Genomic DNA, 24,369 nt, shown 5'->3' with positions numbered 1-24,369 from the left:
CAGTGCACGTGATTTAGCGCATATGTGTTAACCCGAGTGCCGGGTCAACGAGGTGCGGCAGCGTCCACCGCGCCGCCGTAGCGGCGGTCCCGTTTGGCATAGATCTCGACGGCGTCCCACAAGGTCCTGCGGTCGACGTCGGGCCACAGCGTGTCCATGAAGACGAACTCCGCGTAGGCCGATTGCCACAAAAGGAAGTTGGACAGCCGCTGCTCACCGGAACTGCGCAGGAACAGGTCGACGTCCGGGAGATCCGGTTCGTCCAGGTACTTTTGGATGGTCTTCTCGGTGACCGAGCCTGGTTTTAGGCGACCATCGGCAACATCCTGGGCAATCGCCGCGACGGCGTCGGCGATTTCGGCGCGGCCGCCGTAGTTAACACACATAGTTAGCGTGCACGTGTCGTTGCTGCGAGTGTATTCCTCGGCTTCCTCAAGTTCCTTGATCACGGAACCCCATAGCCTAGGCCGTCGGCCGGCCCAGCGAATCCGCACACCCCACTCGTCGAGCTGGTTGCGCTGCCGGCGTAGCACATCCTTGTTAAATCCCATGAGAAAACGTACTTCTTCAGGAGAACGGCGCCAGTTTTCGGTGGAGAAGGCGTAGACACTCACGTACTTGATGCCAAGTTCGATCGCGCCGGCCATCACATCCAGCAGTGCCGGTTCCCCGGCCTTGTGGCCCTCGATGCGCGGCAGGCCGCGTTGGTTTGCCCAGCGGCCGTTGCCATCCATCACGATGGCCACGTGCTGGGGCACCAGTTCTGACGGTATGGCGGGCGGCCTGGCCCCCGAAGGATGGTGGTACGGGGCCTTCACTGGAGTCTTCCGCGCAGTTGATGTCTTCTTTTTTCCCAGTGCCACTGTCAGCTTCGCTCCACATGTTTGAGGGATTTCAATGCTCGTTCAAGATGCCATTGGAGGTAGCTCGCCACCAAGCCGGCTGCCTCGCGGCGATGCAAGCTCTCGGACACGTCCGCGGTGGCCCAGTCCCCCGTCAGCAGTGCGCCCAACAGGACCACGGTCTCGGGTGCGGGCGCCGGTGAACCAGGAGGGCGGCAGTCATTGCAGATCATTCCGCCCAAGGGAGCCGAGAAAGCAGTGTGCGGACCGGCCGCCCCGCAACGGGCACAGTCCGTGAAACTCGGCGCCCAACCGCCGGTGGCCAAAGCGCGAAGGAGGTACGAGTCAAGAATGAGTTCCGGCGGGTGGTCGGAACGGCTCAATGAGGCAAGAGCCCCCACCAGGAGGTTGTACTGCGAGGTTCCCGAATCGGCGTCGGCGTCTGTCAGCTTTTCTGCCGTTTCCGTCATGGCCGCTGCGACGGTGTACCGCGTGTAGTCGGCAGCGATCGAGCTCCCGTAGGCTCCCTTCGCGACAGCCTGGGTGACAATGTCCAGGGTGCGGCCGGAGACAAGTTGGAGGTCAGCCACCATGAAGGGTTCCAGCCGTGCCCCGAACCGGCTAGTGGTCCTCCGGACCCCCTTTGCCACCGCGCGAACCTGGCCGTGGTGCTTCGTCAGCAAAGTGATGATGCGGTCGGCTTCGCCCAGCTTGTGGGTGCGCAACACCACCGCGTCGTCCCGATAGGACCGCGCTGCGAACGAGGAAGGATTGGCCACAGTTAATCTTCGCACCACACCGGGCGTTCTCGAGTGCGGCGCAGCCGTGCGGCGCCGTGTTGACGGCACCGCACGGCAAAATGGCTATGCCCGCACGGCCCTGATGGCGCGGTTGACGGCGGAGATGACTGCCTTGAGTGCTGCGGTGCTTGTGTTGGGATCGATACCGACACCCCAGAGGACCCGTTCGCCGACGGCGCATTCGACATATGCTGCCGCACTGGCGCTGCCGCCCTCGGACAACGCATGTTCCGAATAGTCCAGGACGCGGACGTCTACGCCGTCTTCACGCAGGATGTCCAGCAGCGCGGCGATAGGGCCGTTGCCCTTGCCGGTCCGCTGAACCACGGTGCCGTCCACGCGAAGGGCTGCGTGCAGGGTCAGCTCGCCGGATTCATCGGTCTCGGTGCGGATGGAGCCCAGAGAGTAGCGTCCCCACTGGCCATCGGCGGTGGTAGCCGGAAGGTATTCGTCCTGGAACATCGCCCACAGCTGGGCCCCGCTGACCTCGCCGCCCACGGTGTCGGTGCGGTGCTGGATGACGCCGGAGAATTCGATCTGTGCCCGGCGCGGCAGGTCCAGGCTGTGCTCGTTCTTGAGCAAGTACGCCACACCGCCCTTGCCGGACTGGGAATTGACGCGGATGACGGCCTCGTAGCTGCGGCCCAGGTCCTTGGGATCAATCGGCAGGTACGGAACCTGCCAGGTGAAGTCGTCCACGGCCTTCCCAGCTGCGGCGGCTTCTTTTTCGAGGGCTTCGAACCCCTTTTTGATGGCGTCCTGGTGTGAACCGGAGAATGCCGTGAACACGAGATCGCCACCGTACGGGGAGCGTTCGGGGACGGGCAGCTGGTTGCAGTACTCCACCGTCCGACGGACCTCGTCGATGTCCGAGAAGTCGATCATCGGATCGACGCCTTGGACGAACATGTTCAGGCCCAGGGTGACAAGGTCCACGTTGCCGGTACGCTCGCCGTTGCCGAACAAGCAGCCTTCGATGCGATCGGCGCCTGCCAGGTAGCCCAGCTCGGCTGCGGCGACACCCGTGCCGCGATCGTTGTGCGGGTGGAGGGAGATGATGATGCCGTCACGGGGATGCAGGTTCCGGTGCATCCATTCAATGGAATCGGCGTAAACATTGGGTGTGGCCATTTCCACGGTGGCAGGCAGGTTGATGATGACTTGCTTGTCCGCGGACGCTTCGAAAACGTCAGCAATAGCGTTGCAAACCCGCGCTGCGTACTCGAGCTCGGTTCCGGTGAAGGACTCCGGCGAATACTCGTAGGTGATATGGGTGTCCGTGAGGGTTTCCTCGTACTTCTTGCACAACCGCGCACCCTGGAGGGCAATATCCAGGATCCCGTCTTCGTCCTGGTTGAACACGACGCGGCGCTGGAGAACCGACGTGGAGTTGTACAGGTGGACGATGGCCTGCTTGGCGCCCACGAGGGACTCGTACGTACGCTCGATGAGGTGTTCGCGCGCCTGGGTCAGGACCTGGATGGAAACGTCATCCGGAATGTGGCCACCTTCGATGAGCTGCCGCACGAAGTCGAAGTCGGTCTGCGAAGCAGACGGGAACCCGACTTCGATTTCCTTGTAGCCCATCTTCACCAACAGCTGGAACATTTTCAGCTTGCGTGCCGGGCTCATGGGGTCGATCAGGGCCTGGTTTCCGTCCCGCAGGTCCACGGCGCACCAGCGCGGGGCTTTGGTGATGACCTTGTCCGGCCAGGTGCGGTCCGGCAACTCCACGTTGATCTGGTCCTGGAAGGGCAGGTACCGGTGAATGGGCATTCCGGAGGGCTTTTGTGCGTTGCGCATGATTCGGGGCCTTTTCTCTTAATCTTGAAGGAAGATTGGCCGGGCACAGCTAACTCCGCAGCGAGGGTTGGCCTAGCGAAAATTCGCTTTCGAGGCCCCGCCGCGGCAGCTAAGGAGAAGCATTCCTGCACGCACCATTTCACAGTAACACGGGTGCGTATGATGGCAATGCAATACCTGAAGCAACGTCCACTATGCAGACGCGGTTACGGTGGTGAGCCGGATCCGCTCGTCGTCCGAAGGAGTTCTTGTGCCACAGTCGGGGATCACACTGTCCAACATCGATGAAGGCGTTCGGCCGCAGGACGACCTCTACCAGCACGTCAATGGCGCGTGGCTGAAGTCGACCGTCATTCCGGACGACCGTGCGCTGGAGGGAACCTTCACTGCACTGCGCGATGGCGCTGAGTTGGCAGTCAAAGCGATCATCGAAGAGGCGGCCGCAAAGGGCGAGGACGCGAGTGGAATCGAGCGCAAAGTCGGTGAGCTCTACAACAGCTTCATGGACGAGGATGCCACAGAGGCCAAAGGCATGGAACCCATCCGCGCCCGGATCGATGAGGTCTTTGCCACCGCTTCGCCCGCAGAGGTTGTTGCCCTGACAGGGCGGCTGTTCCGCTCCGATGTTTCCGGCCTTTTCTCCATCTACCCTGCGCCCGACGCCGGGAACCCGGACCGGATCGTGTTGTACATCGGCCAGGGCGGCCTGGGGCTTCCCGACGAATCCTACTACCGGGACGAGAAGTTCGAGCCGATCGTCAGTGCTTATGGCAAGTACGTCGCCAAACTCTTCCGCCTGGCAGGCATTCCCGACGCCGACGCAGCGGCGGCGCGCATCGTCGCCTTCGAGAAGGCCCTGGCCTCGCACCACTGGGACAACGTGACCCTCCGGGACCCTCAGAAGACCTACAACCTCAAGACTGCGGATGAAGGGCGGGAACTGTTCCCCCTCTTGGACGCATGGTTCGACGCCGCACGGATTGAGGGCGACAAATTCACCGAGCTGGTGGTGAGCACGCCCGATTTCTTCACCGGTGCGGCCGCCCTTGTCGAGTCCGAGCCTCTTGCCACCTGGCAGGAATGGTTGGCTTTGCGGGTGCTCAATGCTGCCGCCCCCTATCTGTCGTCAGCCTTCGTTGATGCAAACTTCGATTTCTATGGCACCACCCTCAGCGGCACTCCGCAGAACAAGGACCGCTGGAAGCGTGGAGTCGCCGTCGTCGAAGCCGGCCTCGGAGAGGCGGTAGGACAGATCTATGTGGAGCGCCACTTCCCCGAGGGTTACAAGGCGAGGATGCAGACGCTGGTTGCCAAACTGATCGGGGCGTACCGCCAGAGCATCACTGACCTCGATTGGATGGGCGAAGACACCAAGGTGGAAGCCCTGAAGAAGCTCGAGGCCTTCCGGCCCAAGATTGGGTTCCCGGATAAGTGGATCGACTACTCCGCGGTCGACATTGACCCGACTGATCTGCTGGGGAACGTCGAGCGGGCGCATGACGCCGACGTCGACCGCCATCTTGATGAGATCGGTAAGCCGGTTGATTTGAACAAGTGGCTCATGACCCCGCAGACTGTCAACGCCTACTACCACCCGATGCTGAACGAGATTGTTTTCCCCGCTGCCATCCTGCAGCCGCCCTTCTTCACGGCGGAGGCTGACGACGCCGTCAACTACGGCGGAATCGGTGCCATCATCGGACATGAGATCGGCCATGGTTTCGACGATCAGGGCTCCAAGTTTGATGGGACCGGCGCGCTGCGGAACTGGTGGAGCGAGGAAGACCGCACGGCCTTCGAAAGACTGGCGGCCAAGCTCGTGGCCCAATTCGACGCCCTTGCGCCGTATGCGGCTCCCGAGCATAAGGTCAACGGGAAGCTCACGCTGGGCGAAAACATCGGCGACCTGGGAGGCCTGACCATCGCATACAAGGCATACCTTCTGAGCCTTGACGGTGCGGAACCACCCGTCTTGGAGGGCCTCAGCGGCCAGCAGCGCTTCTTCATGTCTTGGGCTGCGGGCTGGCGCCAAGTCATCCGGCCCGAGGAAGCCATCCGGCGCGTCGCTACGGACCCGCACTCCCCCAACGAGTTCCGCACGAACGCCATCGCCAAAAACCTGGACTCATTCCACGAGGCGTTCGCCGTCGAAGCCGGGGACGGGATGTGGTTGTCACCGGAGGACCGCGTCAGTATTTGGTAACTAGCGACACAAACGAAGGGAGCGGGAACCACAGGCTGTGGTCCCCGCTCCCTTCGCTTTCGTGCTTGGCTACTGGGTGATGAGGTAGGGATTGACGGTCTGGCACTTTACGTCGCCTGCGGTCTGCTTGACGACGTCGGCCGGAACGGAAACCATTCCAAATTTTGTTCCCGTCGTGAAGTCGGTGCCCACGTATACCTGGACTCCGACGATGCCCGGAGACGGCTCGATTTGTGCTGCGGGAATGCCCAGCAGGTTGGCAACGTCCGGCGCAACGTCGGCATATCCGGTCCCGTAGTAGACGACCGTCTTGGATGCAGACGCGGCCAAGAAATGGCCGGCTTTGGTGAAACCGCCGCCAATGAGCGCGGCAGTGAGTTCCTGGCCTCGCGACGCGACGCCCGAACCGTCGGCTACAGTCACTGCTTGGAGCGCCTTGTTGTAGGCGGGGGCGGCAGGAGAACTGGGAGCCGGCGCTGCAGCCCCGGACGAGGGTGCCGTCGTCGGAGCAGGCGAAGCGCTCGGAGACGGAGCTGCCGTCGCGCCCGGGTTGGTCAGGTCCAGGTTCGCTCGCATGGCAGAAAACAACTGCGTGGCCTGCGGTTGGACCAGTTCGAGCCGGTTGATGTCGACGGCGGCGGGCTGGGTGGGGACCGAAACGAAGGCCACCTTGGACAAGTCAATGTCTTTGAGTCGGGTCCCGATCGTCAGGAGCGACTGGACGGAGGCCAAGCCGTCATCCACGGTGAGGTTCTTCGTGACGACGTCGGCGATCGAAAGCAGGCTCTGCGGATTGCTGAGCGTGCCATCAGCCTTGACTTTGCGGGTCAGCGAGGAAAGGAACCCCTGCTGTGCCTGGATGCGCCCGAGGTCGCTTCCATCACCAAAACCGTGGCGGGTCCGCAAGAAGGCCAAGGCCTGCTCGCCTTCGACTTTCGAGGTCCCCTTGGGGAGCCGAAGCCCGGAATCGGGGTCGAAGACAGCATCGCTCACGCATACGTCGACTCCGCCCACAGCCTTGGACAGTTCCTTGACGGCATTGAAGTCAGCCATCATGAAATGGTCAATCTCCAACCCGGTGAGCTTGTTCACGGTGTCCACCGCGCAACCGATGCCGGCCTCAGCCATGGCTGAGTTGATCATGACGTTGTTGTGGGCCTCGTAAACGGTGTTGGTTTTGGGGTCAGTGCACTTCGGGACATTTACCAAGAGATCACGGGGAAAGCTGGTGAGGCTCACCCTCTTGTTGTCCGCAGAAATGTCCAGAAGCATCATCACATCTGACTGGCCGTAGCCTGCGGAGTCCTGAGCGGAACCATATTGCGAGTTTTTCCCGTCCCGGGTGTCGGAACCAAGAATGAGGATCTGCAAGCGGTCCGTGGCATCGTTGGCCGCGGCCTCGGTTCTCGTGGCTCCTGCCGTCAAAGGTGCCTTGCTAATGTTCGACTGCAACCGGATGACCCAATAAGCGGCGAACGCGATGCCCGCAACGAGCAGCACAGACACCGACACTGAGGTGATCTTGAGCCAGAGCGGGAGTCCCTTGGGAGCATTCATGTGGCGGGGGGTGCTGCGGGCTTCCCCGTGGCGTGCAGCGCCGTGCGCACCAAGGGTGCCGGGCTCCTGTACGCGTGCATCGCGACGTCGCACTATGCGCTAAACCTTTCCTCGAAAAATGGGATTCGGGCCATTTTACGGGCCCAAACTGGGAAATCCCCAGCGGCTAGAATCCCAGCTTTACGAGTTGCTTCGGATCGCGCTGCCAATCCTTGGCCACCTTGACGTGCAGGTCGAGGTAGATCTTGGTTCCCAGAAGGGCTTCGATCCCCTTACGGGCGTTGGTTCCAACCTCCCGCAAGCGGCTTCCGGCCTTACCGATGATGATGGCTTTTTGGGACGGGCGCTCAACGTAGAGATTGACCCGCACATCAAGGAGTGGATTGTCTTCGGACCGGCCTTCGCGGGGCAGGATTTCCTCCACGACCACAGCCAGGGAGTGTGGAAGCTCGTCCCGGACACCTTCCAATGCGGCTTCGCGAATGAGTTCGGCAACCATGACAGCCTCAGGTTCATCCGTGAGTTCACCGTCCGGGTAGAGAGGCGGCGAAGAGGGCATGTGGCCAATGAGGACGTCGGCAACGGTATTGACCTGAAAGCCGTCGGTTGCGGAGACGGGAACGATGTCCGCCCAGCCTTGCTCGCCGAGCACCTCGCGGCCCAGTGCCGCGACTGCAAGGAGCTGTTCGGTCAGGGCCTGACGGTCCACGAGGTCGGTCTTGGTGACAATCGCGATGACGGGCTTGCGTCCGACGGCAGCTAACTGCGCAGCGATGTATTTGTCGCCCGGGCCGATTTTCTCGTTGGCCGGCAAACAAAAACCAATGGCATCCACTTCGGAAAGGGTGTCCGCCACGAGATCGTTGAGCCGCTTGCCAAGCAGGGTGCGCGGGCGGTGTAAACCCGGTGTGTCCACGAGGACGAGCTGGGCGTCTTCACGATGGACAATGCCGCGGATCGTGTGCCGTGTGGTCTGCGGCTTTGCCGAGGTGATGGCCACTTTTTGACCAACCAAAGCGTTCGTGAGGGTCGACTTGCCGGCATTCGGACGGCCCACAAGAACCGAGAAACCCGCGTGGAAGCCGCCGAAGTCCTGATCGGCGTCGAACTTCTTATTGTGCTTGCTCACGTGGAACTCCCTGTTGCGTTGTGTCGGCCTCGTCGAGAAGGTCTTCAAGGTCAGTGTCTTCTTTTGGAATGGCTGCCGCAATGACATGGCTGACCCGGTTTCGCCGGCCTTCCAGCCTATCGGCTTTGAGGGAGATCCCGTCCACCGCTACTGCGCTGCCTACAATAGGCACTTTGCCCAAGGTCTTGGCCAGGAGCCCGCCCACGGTGTCCACCTCGTCGTCGTCGAGGTCAATGTCGAAAAGCTCGCCGAGGTCGTCGATGCTCATCCGTGAACTGACACGGAAGGTACCATCACCCAGGTCGGTGACCTCCGCATCAGTGGAGTCGTACTCGTCCACGATCTCGCCCACGATTTCCTCAATGAGGTCCTCCAGCGTCACCAGTCCCGCCGTGCCACCGTATTCGTCAATGACCACAGCCACGTGCGTGGATTCTTGCTGAAGCTCGCTGAGGAGGTCGCTGACAGGCTTCGATTCCGGAACGAAACGGGCCTCCCGGGCTATCGCGTCCACATCGGGGCGTACGGAAGGTTGTTCCGGACGGTGCATTGCGGCGGCGACGTCCTTCAGGTAGAGAATGCCGCGGATCTGATCTGCGTTCTCACCGATAACGGGGATCCTTGAATAGCCGGAGCGCAGGAAAAGGGCCATGGCCTGCTCCAGGCTGGATCCCGACTCGATGCTCACAATGTCGGTTCGAGGGACCATCACCGAGCGGACCAAGGTGTCGCCGAAGTCGAAGACCGACTGAATGAGTTCGGCCTCGCTGTCCTCAATCATGTCCGATTCCGTTGCCCTGTCGACGAGCTCACGGAATTCTTCCTCGCTGAAGAACGCTTCATCGCCGCTCGGAGCACCAGGGGCTACCGTGCTTCCGATCGCTACGAGCCAGCCCGGAATGGGCCCCAGGACCCAGCACAGGAACCTGATGAGCGGGGCTGAGAAGCGGACCACGCCGCCTGAGTGGGCGCGCCCAAGTTGACGAGGCGAGACGCCCACCAACACGAAACCGATGACGGCCATGATGCCCGTCGCTGCCAGTCCGGCAAGCCAAACGTTGTCGAGGAGACTGTGCATGACCACAGCGACAGCCACTGCTGCCGCCATCTCGAACCAGACCCGCCAGAAGCGCAGAGCGCGTATGTGGGCGATAGGTTGGGCGAGGATACTACGAAGCGAATTCCCTCGGCTCTTGACGATGGCTTGTTCTGCCCCATGCCGCGGCAGGAAGGTAAAGGCAGCCTCCGCCGCAGTCAGCAAGGCGACGAAGCTGAGGAACACCAACGCCATGCCGACCAGGATGAGTGAGGTCACTGCATGGTCTCCATGGGGGCGTCCTTGCCGAGGAACGCGGACAGCAGCTCACGCTGGAGGCCGAACATTTCCGCCTTCTCTTCCGGCTCAGCGTGATCGAAACCGAGGAGGTGGAGGATTCCGTGCGTACACAGCAGGAGCATTTCATCCTGGGTTGAATGACCGGCGTTGCGCGCTTGGGCCTCGGCCACTTGCGGGCAGATGGCAATGTCGCCCAGCATGCCCTGCGGCGTCGGCTTACCCGGTGTTCCCGGCGTCAGCTCATCCATGGGAACCGAGAGGACATCGGTTGCCCCCGGCTCGTCCATGAGCTCGATGTGGAGCTTTTCCATGGCAGGTTCGTCCACCAGGAGGATGGAAAGTTCAGCCTGGGGGTGGATGTAGAGCCGTTCAAAGACGAAACGCGAAAGCGTCACCAATTGTGCCTCGTCCACCTGGACTCCGGACTCGTTGTTGACCTCGATGCTCATCTGCGTTCTCCCCGCTTGTCGTGCGCGGCCGCGTGCTGTGCACGCACCCGGTGCTTTTCGTCCCAAATGCTGTAAGCGGACACAATATCCGCGACCAGCCGGTGCCTGACGACGTCGGAAGCGTCCAACATCGTAAAGTTCACGCCGTCGATCCCAGTGAGGATTTCCTGGACGATACGCAGGCCCGACGTGGCGCCGAAGGGCAAGTCCACCTGGGTGATGTCCCCCGTGACGACCATCTTGGAACCAAAACCAAGCCGCGTGAGGAACATCTTCATCTGTTCCGCAGTGGTGTTCTGGGCCTCATCGAGGATGATGAATGCATCGTTGAGCGTGCGGCCGCGCATGTAGGCAAGCGGCGCCACCTCAATTGTTCCGGCAGCCATGAGGCGCGGGATCGACTCGGGGTCCATCATGTCGTGCAAGGCGTCGTACAAAGGACGCAAATATGGATCGATCTTGTCGCTCAGCGTTCCCGGCAAAAAGCCGAGGCGCTCCCCCGCCTCGACGGCGGGCCGGGTGAGGATGATGCGGCTGACTTCCTTGAGCTGGAGTGCCTGCACTGCCTTGGCCATTGCCAGGTACGTCTTACCGGTGCCCGCCGGGCCGATCCCGAAGATCACCGTGTTGTCGTCTATGGCGTCAACGTAGCTCTTCTGGTTCAGCGTTTTGGGGCGAATGGTGCGTCCGCGACTGGAAAGAATGTTGTGGGTCAGCACTTCCACGGGATTCTGAAGGGACTGGCTGCGCAACAAGGAAACGAGCTGCTGGAGCACGTCCGGGGTGATAACGGTCCCCTTGCCGACCAAGCCGCGGACTTCTTCCAGGAGTCGCATGATCCGGGGAACATCGCCGGACGGACCGCTGAAGGAAAGTTCGTTGCCACGCACATGAAAGTCGACGCCGGGGAACTGGGCTTCGATGTAGCGCAGTGCCTCGTCATGGCTGCCAAGGGTCTGAACCATCTGATCAGAGTTGTCGAAGACAACAACTTCCGTGCGGGCGCCTGGGACTGAGTGCGGAAACTCGGCCGGACCTGTGTCAACACTGCCGGCCCTGGGCCGCCCGTTCAATGATTCTGTCATAGTGCTGGCCTTGTGGCCTGTGCTCCTCCGGCTTGGTGATGTCCATCGATTTACTCCGATGTCCGTTCGCTGGATGGGCGCAGGATCGCGGGCCTCGGATTGCTTTCAATCCTACGCTAGCCATTGTCCGGCATGGTTCCAGACAATCCCGCGGCAGGGCCGCAGGCCGCCAATTCCAACGTCTTTTGTATCAACTCCGCATCGACCTCGTATCAATAGCATTGCAGTTGCCCGCCCGGGTATCGAAACGCCAGTCAGCGCGGCAGGGACTATGACAAGCTGATTTATGGGCAAAAATGCCCTGCGTCCGGTCCGCGGGCGCATGACTCCCCGCCTGACAGCGGGCCGAACACGAGCAGGATTCCAACTATTACCAGGCCAGCCGGCATTCCACAGGACACACGCATGCGGAGACGTTCCGCCATGCTTGTGACCGCGCTGACGGCTGCCTTGTTTCTTTCGGGTTGTGTTGCCGACCGTTCGGAACAGGCATCGACGACGCCGCTCCCCAACCCGACCGCCGCCCTGCAGGCGGCACCCGCTACCAATGCGCCGCTTGAGACAACTCAGGCGTCAAACAAGATTCCGGTGTACTGGATCGGACGAAGCGACACGGATATCTTCCTGTACCGCGAATTCCGTGACAACCCAGGTAACGAGAACCCCATCACCACCGCGCTGCGAATCATGATGTCCCAGAAGCCGTTGGATCACGATTTCTTCACGCCATGGCAAAATCCGAGCAACCTTGCGACCTCGATTTCCGGAAAGAACGTGGTCACGGTCGACATCTCCCGCGACGCGTTCAATTCCAACCTCGACGCCGGAATGGCGCAGCGAGCGGTCCAGCAACTCGTTTACACCGCCACTGCCGCTGCGGCGAGTTCAGGCTTGATCGACTCCGGACAGCTGATCAAGGTGACCATCCTGGTAGACGGGCACACGGACTACATGGCGTTCGGTCAGGTCAAGCTGGGTGATCCGATGGTCCGGGACGCGACTATGGTGGCACCTGTCTGGATCATTGACCCGCAGGAGGATCTGACTCTGCCTGCCGGTCCAGTCAAGTTCAATGGGCGCAGCACGGACCCCTCGAAGAAACTGCATTGGCAGATCCTCCGCGAGAACTCAAGCGGCGAGAAGACATCGTACCTGTCGGGTCAGACCACCGCGTTGACCGTGCCGGGACAAGGCGGTGCTTTCACCTTTACTGTGGGCCTCGGAGCGGGACGCTACGAATTGCGCGTTTCCATAGTGGGTCCCAACGACAACGACCTCTCCACGGATACCCGTTCCTTCAACGTCCGCTGACCGGGTACGTGCGCCTCGTGTTACGCGACGGGCTCGGCGACGCGGGCAATTGCGCCGCGCCAGCAGCTTTCCTACCAGCGGCCCAATATGTCACTGGCCAGTACGACGGCGGCCGGGCCCGCCGTCGATGAGCGAAGGACGTGGTGCCCCAAGAGAGCGGTGACAGCACCGGCGTCGCTCAGCTTGGTCACTTCGCGCGGCGAAATGCCGCCCTCCGGCCCCACGATGAGCAGGACCTCGCGCGTAGCTCCGGAATCCCCGTCGGAAAGCTGATCCTGCCACCACTCCAGGACCTCCCGCAGCGGGCGTTTTGCGTCCTCGTGCAGGATGATCGCCAGATCAGCAGCGGCAACGGCCGCCGCCAAACCGGAGCCGTCGACGGCGGCACGCACCTCGGGAATCCACGCGCGCCGCGCCTGTTTGGCGGCTGCGGTGGCCACCGATTGCCACTTCGCATGGGCTTTGGCGGCCCGCTCCCCCTTCCAACGGACAATGGAACGTTCCGCCTGCCATGGGACCACCGCGTCGATTCCGAGTTCCGTAGCCGTCTCGACGGCGAGCTCATCGCGGTCGCCCTTGGCCAGGGCCTGGACCAAAACGAGACGAACCATCGGCTGGCGCTCCTCCAAGACATCGGAGGCAACAACTTCAAGGTTTCCCTGGCTGGACGCGGCCACTGTTCCGGTAAGCCGCTTTCCGGCGCCGTCGGCTATGTCGACCGCCTCACCGACTTCTAAACGCTTGACAGTGATAGCGTGCCTTGCCTCAGCGCCATCGAGCACGAAGATGTCGCCCGGCCCGAGCCCGTCAAGCGTTCCGGCGGCCGTGAAAAATACGGGGTTGCTCACCGCTACAGGTTACCGAGCTTGTCCCGCAGCTTCGCAAACATACCGCCGCTGGCTACGAGCTTGCCCTCGGTGAACTGCTCGCCGCGCAATTTGGCCAGTTGGCGCAGCAACTCTTCCTGCGCGGCGTCGAGCTTGCCGGGCGTCTCAACGTGCAGGTGCACCTTGAGGTCTCCTCGGCCATAACCGCGGAGATGAGTGACGCCCAGTCCGCGCAAGGTGATGACCTCGCCGGACTGGGTCCCGGCCTTGACGTCGATCTCCTGGGCGCCGTCGAAAGTATCGAGCTGAAGCTCGGTACCCAGGGCCGCGGCCGTCATGGGAACGCTCAAGGTTGCGTGCAGGTCGTCGCCCTCACGAATGTAGGTGGAATCAGTGTTGACCCGAATCTCCACGTAGAGATCACCGGAAGGACCGCCGGCAGGACCCGCTTCGCCTTGCGACGACAACTGGATGCGCGTTCCGGTCGCCACACCACCAGGCACTTTGACGGTCAGCGAACGGCGGCTGCGGATGCGGCCCTGGCCGCTGCACTCGTTGCACGGATCCTTGATGATCGATCCGAAACCTTCACAGGAACCACACGGTGCGGACGTCATGACCTGGCCCAGGATGGAGCGGACTGCACGCTGGACCTGACCCGAACCGCCGCAGATGTCGCAGCGCTCCGGGTGGGTGCCGGCGCGGCAACATGAGCCTTCGCACGTGGGACAGACCACCGCAGTATCCACTTCAAGCTTCTTGTTGACTCCGAAGACGGCCTCACGCAAATCGATGCGGACGCTGATCAGGGCGTCTTGGCCACGGCGCATACGTGATGCCGGTCCTTGCATGCCGCCACCACCTCCGCCGAAGAAAGTGTCGAAGATGTCTTGGAACGCGAATCCCTGGCCCGCATAGCCTCCACCGAAGCCGTTGTCGGTACCGTTCTCGTTACCCGTGGCGTCATACACGCGGCGCTTCTGGGGATCGGAGAGGACCTCGTAGGCGTGGGTCACGGCTTTGAATTCCTCGGCGGCGCCTTCCCCCGGGTTCACGTCGGGATGCAGCTTGCGGGCGAGCTTGCGGTAGGCCTTCTTGATCTCCTCGCCGGTTGCTTCCGGTGAGACGCCCAGAACGTCATAGTGGCTGCTCAAAGTCGGTATCTCTTCCTTGTTGTAACTGCGTTTCTTGCGAGACGGGTTCCGGCCGGGGCCGTCAGCCGCCCAGAATACGGGAAAGGTAGCGTGCGACGGCGCGGACGGCCGCCATGGTGTTGGGATAGTCCATCCGGGTAGGTCCAAGAATGCCGATCTTAGCGCTACTGCCTGGACCGTAGCCGGTGGCCACCACCGATGCTTCGGAGAGACCGTCGTAGGGGTTCTCACGGCCGATGCTCACGGTGACTCCACGGGGGTCCTCCGCCATGTCCGAGAGCAGGCGCAGCATGACCACCTGTTCCTCAAGAGCTTCGAGAACCGGTCCGATGCTCAGCGGGAAATCCACGTTGGAGCGGGCCAGGTTAGCCGTGCCTGCCATGACCATGCGTTCGTCCCGGCCCCTGTCGGCCAGCCTTTCCAGACCATGGGCAAGGACGCCTGCAAGGCCCCGAAGTGTTGGCGGGCACAGGGCAACTACCGACGGCAGGACCTGCGGCATGAGGTCAAGCTGCGAGCCGGCGATGCTTCCAAGGAAACGTCCGCGTAGGGCCATGAGGTCATCGTCAGTGGCATCCGCCCCTGCGTGCACCACGCCCTGTTCCACTTTGCCGGTATCCGCGATAAGTACCACCAGCACCTGGCGCGGAGCCAGAAGCACGAACTCAATGTGCCGAACCCGGGCGCGGCTTAGGTGCGGGTACTGCACGACGGCGACCTGGTTGGTCAGTTGGGACAGGAGCCGAACGGTGCGCTCAAGGATGTCCTCGACGTCGTCGGGTCCCTCAAGCAGCGAGTGGATGGCCCGACGTTCGGCGGCCGAAAGCGGTTTGACCTGGGAGATACGGTCGACGAAGAGGCGGTAGCCTTTGTCCGTGGGGATGCGGCCGGCACTGGTGTGCGGTGCGGCGATGAGTCCTTCTTCTTCCAAAAGGGCCATGTCGTTGCGGATGGTGGCGCTCGACACTCCCAAATGGTGCCGTTCGACCAAGGCTTTGGATCCGACGGGCTCGCGGGAGTGAACGTAGTCCTCCACGATGGCGCGCAACACTTCAAGCTTGCGTGGTTCGCTCACTGCCCACCTCCATTCAACCGCCAGTGCTGAACAGTTTCTACTCAGCGACCTGATATTCAATAGTTAGCACTCAACATGCCCAAGTGCTAACAAGTCTAGTATGAGCCACCACGTTGTTAGCATTGGTACCGCTCGCGGCGAACATGATTCCCGCGCGGTCCCGCGGAATGTCCAGGGCCGTCATTGATCCCCTAGCGCAAAGTGGTGTGAAGACCGTGTCTTACGACAATTGGGGCCCGCAAGATCTCTCCTCGCCTGCCAAGCGGCAGCTGCCGGAGGTGCCCGTTGAACGCGGGATGGTTCTCGAAGACGTGCAGTCCGGTTGGGTCGGGGCCGTGACCAGGGTCGAAAAGTCCGGCGGCATGCACATCGTGGTGCTGGAGGATCGCCGGGGAAAGAACAAGTCATTCCGGCTCGGCTTTGGATTCCTGCTCGACGGACAGCCAGTGAAACTTCTGCCGCCCGCGCCACGCGCGTCCGCCGTCGTGGCTGCCGGGCATGCAAGCCGCACAGCATCCGGATCCGTCCGGGTAGCCGGCCAGCGTGCCCAAGTCGCCAAGGCAAGCCGGATCTGGGTGGAAGGCAAACACGACGCAGAACTGGTGGAGAAGGTCTGGGGAGATGACCTCCGGGTGGAGGGAATCGTCGTCGAACCCTTGCATGGCGTGGACGACCTCAAGGCGGCGATTGCCGAGTTCTCTCCCGGCCCGGGCCGCAGGCTCGGGATCCTCGTGGATCACCTGGTGCCGGATTCGAAAGAGTCGCGGATCGCTGCCGACGCCATGACGCTGCCCGGCGCGCCAGGAAACGTCCTGATCGTGGGCCATCCCTATGTGGACGTCTGGCAGGCCATCCGTCCCAAGGTCCTGGGGATCCAGCAGTGGCCCACCATAGCCCGAGGCACCGATTGGAAGACCGGCATCCTGAAGTCGTTCGGCTGGCCACACACTACGGCCGAGGACGTCGGGCTTGGCTGGCAGAAGCTTCTCGGCGCCGTCCACAGCTACGCGGACCTGGAAGCCTCCCTGCTGGGTCGGGTGGAGGAAGTGATCGATTTCCTGACCGTGCCGTGACGGCGCTTTGCAGATTCACTTCGCTTTCACGGCGGCTCCAGCGCGGTTTCCCCGGCCTAGGGTCTGGGAGTTGGTCCGCTGATCGCGTGCCGAGCAAGTATTCTGGGACAGCAACACTGCACCGATAGATACTCGAAGGAAGAAACTGTGGCAGACAACGCTCCTGACGAACGGGACGGCGCTTCGGGCCAGTCCCAGTACCACGGCGTTCCTGCCAATGCGCTGCCCTTGACGGCCTCCGAAGACCGGCAGTGGGCCACCCTTGCGCACTTTGGCGGAATCCTTGGCTGCGTGCCTTCGCTCCTGATCTACCTGATCTTCCGCGACCGTGGCCCGTTCACGGCACAGGAATCGAAAGAGGCGCTGAACTTCACTTTGCCGCCAACGATTGCCGCAGTGCTCGCGAACATCCTGGTCCTGCTCCCGGTGGTTGGAAACCTGTTCGCGGTCGTGGCCACGGCCATCTGGGTCGCTGTGACCTGCTTCTCGGTGTCTGCCGGCATTCGCGTCAACCACGGACAGCCGCACCGCTACCGTTTCAACCTGCGCTGGATCAAATAGCGATGGCGCGCAGGGCAGCCGCCCTCGTCAGTTCGCTACTCCGGGAGGATGCGGCGGACCACGGCATCAGCCAGTAGCCGCCCCTTGAGCGTCAGTACCAGCCGTCCTTGGAAGGCTGCCGCAGGCTCCACCAGGCCGTCGGCGATGAGGCCCGCCACGGCATGGCGGCCGACCTTGTCGAGGGCATCGACCTGGAGCCCGGTGCCGAGGCGTGCCTCCAGCATGATGCGTTCCACTTCCCGCGTTCCGGCATCGAGGGTTTCGCGCCCAGCGGCAGGAGAGACCCCTTCACCGAGCCTGTTTGCATATGCGGTGGGGTGTTTGACGTTCCACCAGCGGACTCCGCCCATATGGGAATGCGCTCCGGGTCCGATGCCCCACCAGTCATCTCCCCGCCAGTAGGCAAGGTTGTGTTTGCAGGCCTGCTCGGGTGTGCGGGACCAGTTGCTGACCTCGTACCAGTTCAGCCCGGCTGCGCTGATCAGTTGATCGGCGAGTTCGTATTTGGCAGCGTGGTCGTCGTCGTCGATTCCCGGAACTTCACCGCGCCTTATCTGGGCGGCCAGCTTAGTGCCTTCTTCCACGATCAGTGCGTAGGCGCTGATGTGGTCCGGTTCGTAGGACAGGGCTGTTTCAAGGGAAGTCTGCCAATCCGCCATCGACTCACCGGGAGTGCCGTAGATGAGGTCGAGGCTTACCGCAAGTCCGGCGTCGCGTGCCCATTGGACCACCAACGGAACCCGGCTGGGCGTGTGGGTACGGTCCAGAACCTTGAGGACGTGCGGGACCGCCGACTGCATGCCGAAGGAAACCCGCGTGAAGCCGGCATCAGCCAGCAGCAGGAGCGACTCGGGGGTCACCGAGTCTGGGTTGGCTTCAGTGGTGACTTCGGCCCCGGCTTCGATGCCCCAGTGCCCGACGGCGGACGTCAGGATGCGTGCCAGATCTTCGGCAGGCAGCAGCGTTGGTGTGCCGCCGCCGAAGAATACCGTGCTCAGGGGCCGATGCGGCAGCCCGGAGGCTCCCATGGCCCGGACGGCGAACTCCACTTCCGAAATCGCCGTAGATGCGTAGGCATCCTGGGATGCGCCGCCTCCAAGCTCTGTGGCGGTGTAGGTGTTGAAATCGCAGTATCCGCAGCGCACGGCGCAGAAGGGTATGTGGACGTAGAGTCCGAACTTGCGTGACTCTACACCGTCAAGCACCTGCGGCGGCAAGAGGCCGTCCGCAGGCGCCGGGTCTCCGAGGGGAAGGACACTAGGCACAGGATCCCCCGTGTGCCCGTGCCCTACGTGCCAGTCCGGACGTGTGTTGGGCAAAGAGCCCCATTACTTCTTGGCCTTGTCCTTGGATTCGTCAGTGGTCAGGGCTGCGATGAACGCTTCCTGCGGAACTTCCACGCGGCCCACCATCTTCATGCGCTTCTTGCCTTCCTTCTGCTTTTCCAGAAGTTTGCGCTTACGGGTGATGTCACCGCCATAGCACTTGGCAAGCACGTCCTTGCGGATGGCACGGATGCTTTCGCGGGCAATGATGCGCGAGCCGATGGCCGCCTGGATGGGCACCTCGAACTGCTGTCGGGGAATGAGCTCCCGCAGCTTGCCTGTCATCATGACGCCGTAGGCGTAGGCCTTGTCCCTGTGGGTGATGGCGCTGAAGGCGTCAACCTGCTCGCCTTGGAGCATGATGTCCACCTTGACCAGGTCGGCAACTTGCTCGCCGTCGGCCTTCCAGTCCAGCGAACCGTAGCCACGGGTCTTGGACTTGAGGATGTCGAAGAAGTCGAAGACGATCTCGGCCAGCGGCAGCCGGTAACGGATTTCCACCCGGTCCTCGGAGAGGTAGTCCATGCCGCCCATGACTCCACGGCGGCTCTGGCACAGTTCCATGATGGCGCCGACAAACTCGTTGGGAGCCAGGATGGTGGCGGACACCATCGGTTCGCGGACCTCCGAGATCTTGCCGGTGGGGTATTCGCTGGGGTTGGTGACGTGGATGACCCGCTTGTCCTCCAGCGTGACCTCGTACTCCACGTTGGGAGCGGTGGAGATGAGGTCCAGGTTGTACTCACGCTCAAGGCGCTCACGGGTGATTTCCAGGTGCAGCAGGCCGAGGAAGCCGACGCGGAATCCGAATCCCAGAGCGGCCGACGTCTCCGGCTCATAGACGAGTGCGGCGTCGTTGAGCATCAGCTTCTCCAACGCGTCACGAAGCACCGGATAGTCCGTGCCGTCCAAGGGATACAGGCCGGAGAAGACCATGGGCTTGGCGTCTGCATAGCCGGCAAGGGATTCTGAGGCAGGCTTGGCCAGATTGGTTACAGTATCCCCCACCTTTGACTGGCGGACGTCTTTCACGCCGGTGATCAGGTAGCCGACCTCGCCGACGCCCAGTCCCTTGGAGGGAGTGGGCTCCGGCGAGCTGACACCGATTTCCAGGAGCTCGTGGGTGGCGCGGGTGGACATCATCTGGATCCGCTCGCGCGGGTGCAGCATGCCGTCCACGACGCGGACGTAGGTGACCACGCCGCGGTACGTGTCATAGACGGAGTCGAAAATCATGGCGCGCGCCGGGGCGTCGGGGTCGCCGACAGGCGCGGGTAAATCGCGGACGATCTTGTCCAGCAGGGCTTCCACGCCGGCGCCGGTTTTGCCGGACACCCGCAGCACGTCCTCGGGGTCGCCGCCGATCAGGTTGGCGAGTTCCGCTGCGTACTTTTCGGGCTGGGCCGCTGGAAGGTCGATCTTGTTGAGCACCGGGATGATGGTGAGGTTGTTTTCCATCGCCAGGTAGAGGTTGGCCAAGGTCTGAGCCTCGATGCCCTGTGCCGCATCCACCAACAGGATTGCGCCTTCACAGGCCGCGAGCGAGCGGGAGACCTCATAGGTGAAGTCAACGTGGCCAGGGGTATCGATCATGTTCAAGGCGTAGCTGGTGCCCTCAAGTTCCCAAGGCATGCGGACAGCCTGGGACTTGATGGTGATGCCACGCTCGCGTTCGATATCCATGCGGTCCAGATACTGGGCCTTCATGTCGCGGGACTTAACGACGCCGGTGTACTGCAACATGCGGTCGGCCAAGGTGGATTTACCGTGGTCGATGTGGGCAATGATGCAGAAGTTCCGGATGATGGCCGGATCTGTCGCGGCGGGCACCGGTGCGGTGCGGGCCATGGGAGACACGCAGGGTCCTTACTGTCGACACTCACACGGCCGAACCCCGGACTGGTCTGGACCAATCCGGCCGATGCCGCATATCTGAACTTATAGTCTCCCATGAACACGACGCCGCTTGTGCACTGTGATCAGGCGCCGATGCTTTGTGGGAGGCGCAGGATGGCGATGGAAAGTACGGTGGTGCCATGGCATCGGACACGCACCTGCTTGGCAGACTCCTCAAAGGCTCCTTGGGCTACCTTCGGCGGATCATCAGATCCCCCACCGGCACAGGAACCCGCCGGCCACCGAAAACCCGAGCGTCAACGGAGGCAAGCCGCCCCCGGAACGCAGGGACCGGCGTCGGGCAGCTTTCCCGGCCCTATCCGGGGGACTTCAGGGGCAACGTCTCTCCGAGGTACTCCCCCAACCCGGATGGCAAACCAGACCCCGGCGAGATTGTGTGGTCCTGGGTCCCCTACGAAGAGGATCATTCGCGGGGCAAGGACCGGCCGGTCCTCTTGATAGGGCGCGACGGCGGTTGGCTGCTGGGGCTGATGCTCACCAGCAAAGACCACGACAACGACCGCCGTTCAAACGACTACGTCGACATCGGCACAGGAGCCTGGGACGCCCAGGGGCGGCCCAGTGAGGTCAAGGTGGACCGGGTGGTACGCATCAACCCCTCGGACGTTCGGCGTGAGGGCGCCATCCTGGACAAACGCACTTTCCAAATGGTGGCGCATCGGCTCAACGGGCAACACGACTCGGCGTAAACGGTAAATCCCCGGAAAAGCGCCGAGTCTGATAATATTTATGGCTGTGTGTCCGTGCAGGTCGACGGCCACTCATGGTTGGCTGCCATAGGCATCCCCACGCCGCTCAGTCGATGGCCAACCTGAAAACCCTCTAGACCATTTCCGCATTAAAAAGAGAGTTCACACACGTGGCTAATATCAAGTCCCAGAAGAAGCGCATCCTCACCAACGAGAAGGCTCGCCTGCGTAACAACGCTGTCAAGTCTGAGCTGAAGACGGCCATCCGCGCCGTTGCCACCGCCGTTGAGTCCACGGACAAGGATGCCGCTGCAAAGGCTCTTGTTGCTGCCAGCCGTAAGCTGGACAAGGCTGTCAGCAAGGGCGTTATTCACAAGAACAACGCTGCAAACCGCAAGTCGGCGATCTCCAAAAAGGTCAACGCACTCTAAGGTTTTTCCAGTTCGACTGAGCTGAACGTGAGGCCGGCGCCCAATGGGTGCCGGCCTCAGGTATTTAACTCTCCCACGAGTCGACTCGGAGACCCCGGCAACAGGCTCTAGCGGCCCCGGGCCGAGGCAGCAATGACTGTGACAGCGTGCTCCACCGCGTACACGGGATCCCGCGCGAGTCCTTTGACTTGGGCGTCGGCTTCAGCTGTGACCTGGATGGAACGGATCAGGCCCTCAGGAGTCCAGCGCCGGACGTCCCGCTGTGCCTGTTCCACCAGCCAGGGCTGCATGCCAAGCTGCTTGGCAATCTGTGCGGACGAGCCCTGGGCTCCCGCGACTTTGGCAAGGGTGCGGAGCTTCGCGGCAAGGGCGGCAACCAGCGGGACGGGGTCAACCCCAGTGGCCAGGGCATGCCGGAGGCTGGACAGGGCCTGCGGTCCATTTCCGGCCATGGCGGCGTCCGCCACCTTGAAGGCAGTGGCTTCCACACGGCCGCCGTAGTAGCGCTCCACTGTGGCTGCGTCCACAGCCGTGGTGGCATCCGCGATGAGCTGGTTGCATGCTGCCGCGAGCTCCGAGAGGCTGGCACCGACTGCGTTGACGAGGGCCTGGACTGCGTCCGCCTCGATGCGCCGGCCGCCTGCCTTGAATTCCGAGATGACGAATGCTGTTTTCTCGGCATCCTTTTTCAAGGGCTGGCAATCTACTACCGGCCATCCGCAGGACTTGATGGCGTCCAGAAGTTTCTTGCCGCGCACCCCGCCGCCGTGACGCAGGACTAACACGACGTCGTTCTCCGGTTGGGCTACGTATTTCAAAGCATCGGCAAGGAAGGCATCGTTCATGGACTCGAGGCCCTCGATCTCGATGAGCTTGGCCTCGTCGAACAGTGACGGCGTGACGGTCATCGCTAGGGAACCGGACTCATAGCTTCCTGCGTTGAGTTTGCTGATTTCCACCTCCGGTGCGGTGGCCCGCACTTGGGAACGGACCCGATCCATCGCACGGATTCCGAGGTACTCCTCAGGGCCGGTAATGAGCACTACGGCGGACGGCGTGACATCCCGCCAGCTGACGGTGTTTGCCGCGGCGGTTTTAGCCTTGGAGACCGGGGCAGCAGCCAATGTTGCTTCCTTCCAGAGGGGTTTTTGCAGATTCCCAGTCTCCCACGTTCAGCGTTCGGGGCAGTGATCCTCAACCCCGCGGGCTGCCTGCCGGGCAGCAGCGAACGGTCGGAAGGGGCTTTTGTCCATCGGCGACGGACAGTAGACTCCCCCGCGGCCATGAGGAACACCACCCGGCCGTGCAAGTCCAACACGGTGTCGCTGGCCCACGCTGGATGCAAGACAAACCACGCCAACAGGGTTGTCACAACGGACCACAGAACCATGGTGGCAATTCCCGTGAGTCCTTCCGGCCAGGGCAGGGCCGCCCCTGGAAGTCCTGCGAAAAACCGGGCGATGACCGCCACCATTCCCGCACTCGCCCCGGAAATGGCCATAGGAAAGACTGCAAGCCAGGGAATCAACGGAACGAGCGGCACGGCAATGGTCCCGAGGATCGTCACGGGTGCGACAAACGGAGCAACCGCGATATTGGTGAGCAATGAGTAGCTGGAGAACTGCGGTTGCAAGGCCACAATCGCCGGGCTGCACAGAAGTTGCGCGGACAAGGGAACGGCAATGGCGGAAGCCAGCCAGGAAGGCATCCAAAGCGGGGCCCAAGTTGCTATGGGCCGTGCCAACAGGACAATTCCCAGTGTGGCGAGGACAGACAAGAGAAATCCGACGCTCATTCCGAGTGAAGGATCCAGAATGAGCAGGCCAGTCACGGCAAGGCAGAGAAAGCCCAGGCTCCGGCCCCGCCGCCCCCCACTTAGCGCGGCGAGGCCGATGGCACCCATCACTGCCGCCCTCAGGACGCTCGCATCTGGGCCGACCATGATGACAAAGGCCGCCAGACCAACAAGGGCCACTATTGCCGCGACTCCCCTGGCAAGCCGAAAGCTCCTGGCCAAAAGCACCAGGCCGCCAAGTATGAGGCTACAGTTTGCGCCGCTCACGGCCGTGAGGTGGGTGGTACCGGTGGTTTTCATCGCAGCCTCCAGGCCTTCGTCCAAGCCGGTGGTGTCGCCCGTGACCATTCCGGGCAAAAGACCGCTGGCGTCACCCTGCAGCCATTCAGAGGCAGAACCGAATTGCTTCTTCAACTGCGCTGGACCTTGCGGCATTTCGCCCTTCATTTCCGGCCTGTGTTGTGCGTCCGGCCGCATGGGTGGGGTGCCAGCCGCGACGACCCCAGCCTCCACCTGTCCTGTTTTTGCCTGCTTTAGCTTTCCGGAAGTTCTTACCTCCTGTCCCGGTACAACCTGATCCCAGCCTTCGCCTCCGGTCAGCAGAATTCTTGCGCGGGAGCGGATTAGCATCCCATCGGCGGCAATATCAATCAGTTCGGCGGGCACGGCCCATCTTCCCGATCCCCGTGAGTCGGTGCTCAGTTCTCGGGGATCTCCCACAACCAGTGCGTGGATGACAACCGAGGCGCGCGACGCCGAAGCCTCGGCAACCGGACCTTCTTGGCGCGGTCCGGCATCCATCGCGGCATGGGCGGCCACGGCCGATCCGAACAAACACGCGACGGCCAAAGTGGCGGGAATGGTTCGAAGGCTCACGCGCGGGATACTGCTCCGCAAGGCGCCCGCGCGTCCGTGCCCTGCGTGCCGTTGAGGGGTTTGTCGAGTCTGAGGGATCCGTTGACGCCTGCCTCGCAGCAGAAGCCCCGCGACGACGCAGAGGCCCGCGC

At 62.4% G+C, this 24,369-nt stretch carries 21 protein-coding genes; 6 read left to right on the top strand and 15 right to left on the bottom strand.

The annotated features are described in order from the left end of the window. Positions 1 to 44: 44 nt before the first annotated feature. The 3 genes from HNP00_RS01420 to leuA all read right to left on the bottom strand — a co-directional run bounded on the left by HNP00_RS01420 (position 45) and on the right by leuA (position 3,445). Positions 45 to 863, bottom strand: a complete 819-nt coding sequence (locus HNP00_RS01420; protein ID WP_184735125.1) for an isoprenyl transferase — start codon at positions 861 to 863, stop codon at positions 45 to 47. Positions 864 to 865: 2 nt separating this feature from the next. Continuing rightward, complete coding sequence (gene recO, locus HNP00_RS01415) at positions 866 to 1,621, bottom strand: DNA repair protein RecO (RefSeq protein ID WP_184735123.1); 756 nt, start codon at positions 1,619 to 1,621, stop codon at positions 866 to 868. Between the two features lie 84 nt (positions 1,622 to 1,705). Beyond that, positions 1,706 to 3,445, bottom strand: coding sequence for a 2-isopropylmalate synthase (leuA, locus tag HNP00_RS01410; RefSeq protein WP_184735121.1), 1,740 nt, complete (start codon positions 3,443 to 3,445; stop codon positions 1,706 to 1,708). Between the two features lie 250 nt (positions 3,446 to 3,695). Between leuA and HNP00_RS01405 the strand changes: the two genes are divergently transcribed. Further along, positions 3,696 to 5,648, top strand: coding sequence for a M13-type metalloendopeptidase (locus tag HNP00_RS01405; protein WP_184735119.1), 1,953 nt, complete (start codon positions 3,696 to 3,698; stop codon positions 5,646 to 5,648). 69 nt (positions 5,649 to 5,717) lie between these two features. Here HNP00_RS01405 and HNP00_RS01400 read toward each other — a convergent pair whose 3' ends face one another. The 5 genes from HNP00_RS01400 to HNP00_RS01380 all read right to left on the bottom strand — a co-directional run bounded on the left by HNP00_RS01400 (position 5,718) and on the right by HNP00_RS01380 (position 11,204). After that, the gene (locus tag HNP00_RS01400) at positions 5,718 to 7,298 is read right to left on the bottom strand and encodes an LCP family protein (RefSeq protein ID WP_184735117.1); all 1,581 of its coding nucleotides are present in this window, start codon (positions 7,296 to 7,298) and stop codon (positions 5,718 to 5,720) included. A gap of 73 nt (positions 7,299 to 7,371) precedes the next feature. Beyond that, a complete protein-coding gene (era, locus tag HNP00_RS01395) occupies positions 7,372 to 8,334 on the bottom strand; it encodes a GTPase Era (RefSeq protein WP_184735115.1) in 963 nt (320 codons plus the stop codon). Then, complete coding sequence (locus HNP00_RS01390; protein WP_184735113.1) at positions 8,318 to 9,649, bottom strand: hemolysin family protein; 1,332 nt, start codon at positions 9,647 to 9,649, stop codon at positions 8,318 to 8,320. Before HNP00_RS01390 ends, era begins: the two co-directional genes overlap by 17 nt. Continuing rightward, positions 9,646 to 10,119, bottom strand: a complete 474-nt coding sequence (gene ybeY / locus HNP00_RS01385) for an rRNA maturation RNase YbeY (RefSeq protein ID WP_184735111.1) — start codon at positions 10,117 to 10,119, stop codon at positions 9,646 to 9,648. Before ybeY ends, HNP00_RS01390 begins: the two co-directional genes overlap by 4 nt. After that, positions 10,116 to 11,204 (bottom strand): PhoH family protein, encoded by a 1,089-nt coding sequence (locus HNP00_RS01380; protein WP_184735109.1) that lies wholly within the window; start codon positions 11,202 to 11,204, stop codon positions 10,116 to 10,118. The genes ybeY and HNP00_RS01380 overlap by 4 nt, the downstream gene beginning before the upstream one ends. Before the next feature lie 405 nt (positions 11,205 to 11,609). Between HNP00_RS01380 and HNP00_RS01375 the strand changes: the two genes are divergently transcribed. Then, positions 11,610 to 12,515, top strand: a complete 906-nt coding sequence (locus HNP00_RS01375; protein ID WP_184735107.1) for a GerMN domain-containing protein — start codon at positions 11,610 to 11,612, stop codon at positions 12,513 to 12,515. Between the two features lie 71 nt (positions 12,516 to 12,586). Here the strand turns inward: HNP00_RS01375 and HNP00_RS01370 are convergent, their stop codons facing one another. The 3 genes from HNP00_RS01370 to hrcA form a co-directional block, all read right to left on the bottom strand. Further along, positions 12,587 to 13,363: a 16S rRNA (uracil(1498)-N(3))-methyltransferase gene (locus tag HNP00_RS01370; protein ID WP_184735105.1), complete on the bottom strand. Its 777-nt coding sequence runs from the start codon at positions 13,361 to 13,363 to the stop codon at positions 12,587 to 12,589. A gap of 2 nt (positions 13,364 to 13,365) precedes the next feature. After that, positions 13,366 to 14,496 (bottom strand): molecular chaperone DnaJ, encoded by a 1,131-nt coding sequence (gene dnaJ, locus HNP00_RS01365; RefSeq protein WP_184735103.1) that lies wholly within the window; start codon positions 14,494 to 14,496, stop codon positions 13,366 to 13,368. 61 nt (positions 14,497 to 14,557) lie between these two features. Further along, complete coding sequence (gene hrcA / locus HNP00_RS01360) at positions 14,558 to 15,571, bottom strand: heat-inducible transcriptional repressor HrcA (RefSeq protein ID WP_184735101.1); 1,014 nt, start codon at positions 15,569 to 15,571, stop codon at positions 14,558 to 14,560. Between the two features lie 215 nt (positions 15,572 to 15,786). Here hrcA and HNP00_RS01355 point away from each other — a divergent pair, with 215 nt between their 5' ends. Then, positions 15,787 to 16,644 carry a DUF3097 domain-containing protein gene (locus tag HNP00_RS01355; RefSeq protein WP_184735099.1) on the top strand — a complete coding sequence of 286 codons (858 nt, stop codon included), beginning with the start codon at positions 15,787 to 15,789 and terminating at the stop codon, positions 16,642 to 16,644. A gap of 147 nt (positions 16,645 to 16,791) precedes the next feature. Continuing rightward, positions 16,792 to 17,205, top strand: coding sequence for a DUF4870 domain-containing protein (locus tag HNP00_RS01350; RefSeq protein WP_184735097.1), 414 nt, complete (start codon positions 16,792 to 16,794; stop codon positions 17,203 to 17,205). Positions 17,206 to 17,240: 35 nt separating this feature from the next. On the opposite strand, the gene hemW is transcribed toward HNP00_RS01350, so the two are convergent. Continuing rightward, positions 17,241 to 18,470 (bottom strand): radical SAM family heme chaperone HemW, encoded by a 1,230-nt coding sequence (gene hemW / locus HNP00_RS01345; RefSeq protein ID WP_184735095.1) that lies wholly within the window; start codon positions 18,468 to 18,470, stop codon positions 17,241 to 17,243. Between the two features lie 63 nt (positions 18,471 to 18,533). Next, on the bottom strand, positions 18,534 to 20,387 hold the full coding sequence (lepA, locus tag HNP00_RS01340; protein WP_184735093.1) for a translation elongation factor 4: 1,854 nt from the start codon (positions 20,385 to 20,387) through the stop codon (positions 18,534 to 18,536). Between the two features lie 179 nt (positions 20,388 to 20,566). On the opposite strand from lepA, the gene HNP00_RS01335 reads away from it, so the two are divergent. Both HNP00_RS01335 and rpsT read left to right on the top strand, forming a co-directional pair. Then, a complete protein-coding gene (locus HNP00_RS01335; protein ID WP_184735091.1) occupies positions 20,567 to 21,136 on the top strand; it encodes a type II toxin-antitoxin system PemK/MazF family toxin in 570 nt (189 codons plus the stop codon). 170 nt (positions 21,137 to 21,306) lie between these two features. Continuing rightward, on the top strand, positions 21,307 to 21,567 hold the full coding sequence (gene rpsT / locus HNP00_RS01330) for a 30S ribosomal protein S20 (RefSeq protein ID WP_028267110.1): 261 nt from the start codon (positions 21,307 to 21,309) through the stop codon (positions 21,565 to 21,567). 107 nt (positions 21,568 to 21,674) lie between these two features. Here the strand turns inward: rpsT and holA are convergent, their stop codons facing one another. Continuing rightward, entirely contained in the window at positions 21,675 to 22,691 is a 1,017-nt protein-coding gene (gene holA / locus HNP00_RS01325; protein WP_184735089.1) for a DNA polymerase III subunit delta, read from the bottom strand. Further along, the gene (locus HNP00_RS01320) at positions 22,610 to 24,238 is read right to left on the bottom strand and encodes a ComEC/Rec2 family competence protein (RefSeq protein ID WP_184735088.1); all 1,629 of its coding nucleotides are present in this window, start codon (positions 24,236 to 24,238) and stop codon (positions 22,610 to 22,612) included. The genes holA and HNP00_RS01320 overlap by 82 nt, the downstream gene beginning before the upstream one ends. Positions 24,239 to 24,369 lie beyond the last annotated feature (131 nt).

Origin of the sequence: Arthrobacter sp. AZCC_0090 (genome assembly GCF_014207375.1) — a bacterium.
Lineage (GTDB): Bacteria > Actinomycetota > Actinomycetes > Actinomycetales > Micrococcaceae > Arthrobacter.
Note: the sequence above shows the minus strand (reverse complement) of the source record. Positions and strands in the feature narration are given on the sequence as shown.

Coding starts and splice junctions, on each gene's coding strand:
- HNP00_RS01375 (WP_184735107.1), top strand. CDS start 11,610: ATGCGGAGACGTTCCGCCATGCTTGTGACCGCGCTGACGGCTGCCTTG.
- HNP00_RS01380 (WP_184735109.1), bottom strand. CDS start 11,204: ATGACAGAATCATTGAACGGGCGGCCCAGGGCCGGCAGTGTTGACACA.
- leuA (WP_184735121.1), bottom strand. CDS start 3,445: ATGCGCAACGCACAAAAGCCCTCCGGAATGCCCATTCACCGGTACCTG.
- ybeY (WP_184735111.1), bottom strand. CDS start 10,119: ATGAGCATCGAGGTCAACAACGAGTCCGGAGTCCAGGTGGACGAGGCA.
- HNP00_RS01335 (WP_184735091.1), top strand. CDS start 20,567: ATGGCATCGGACACGCACCTGCTTGGCAGACTCCTCAAAGGCTCCTTG.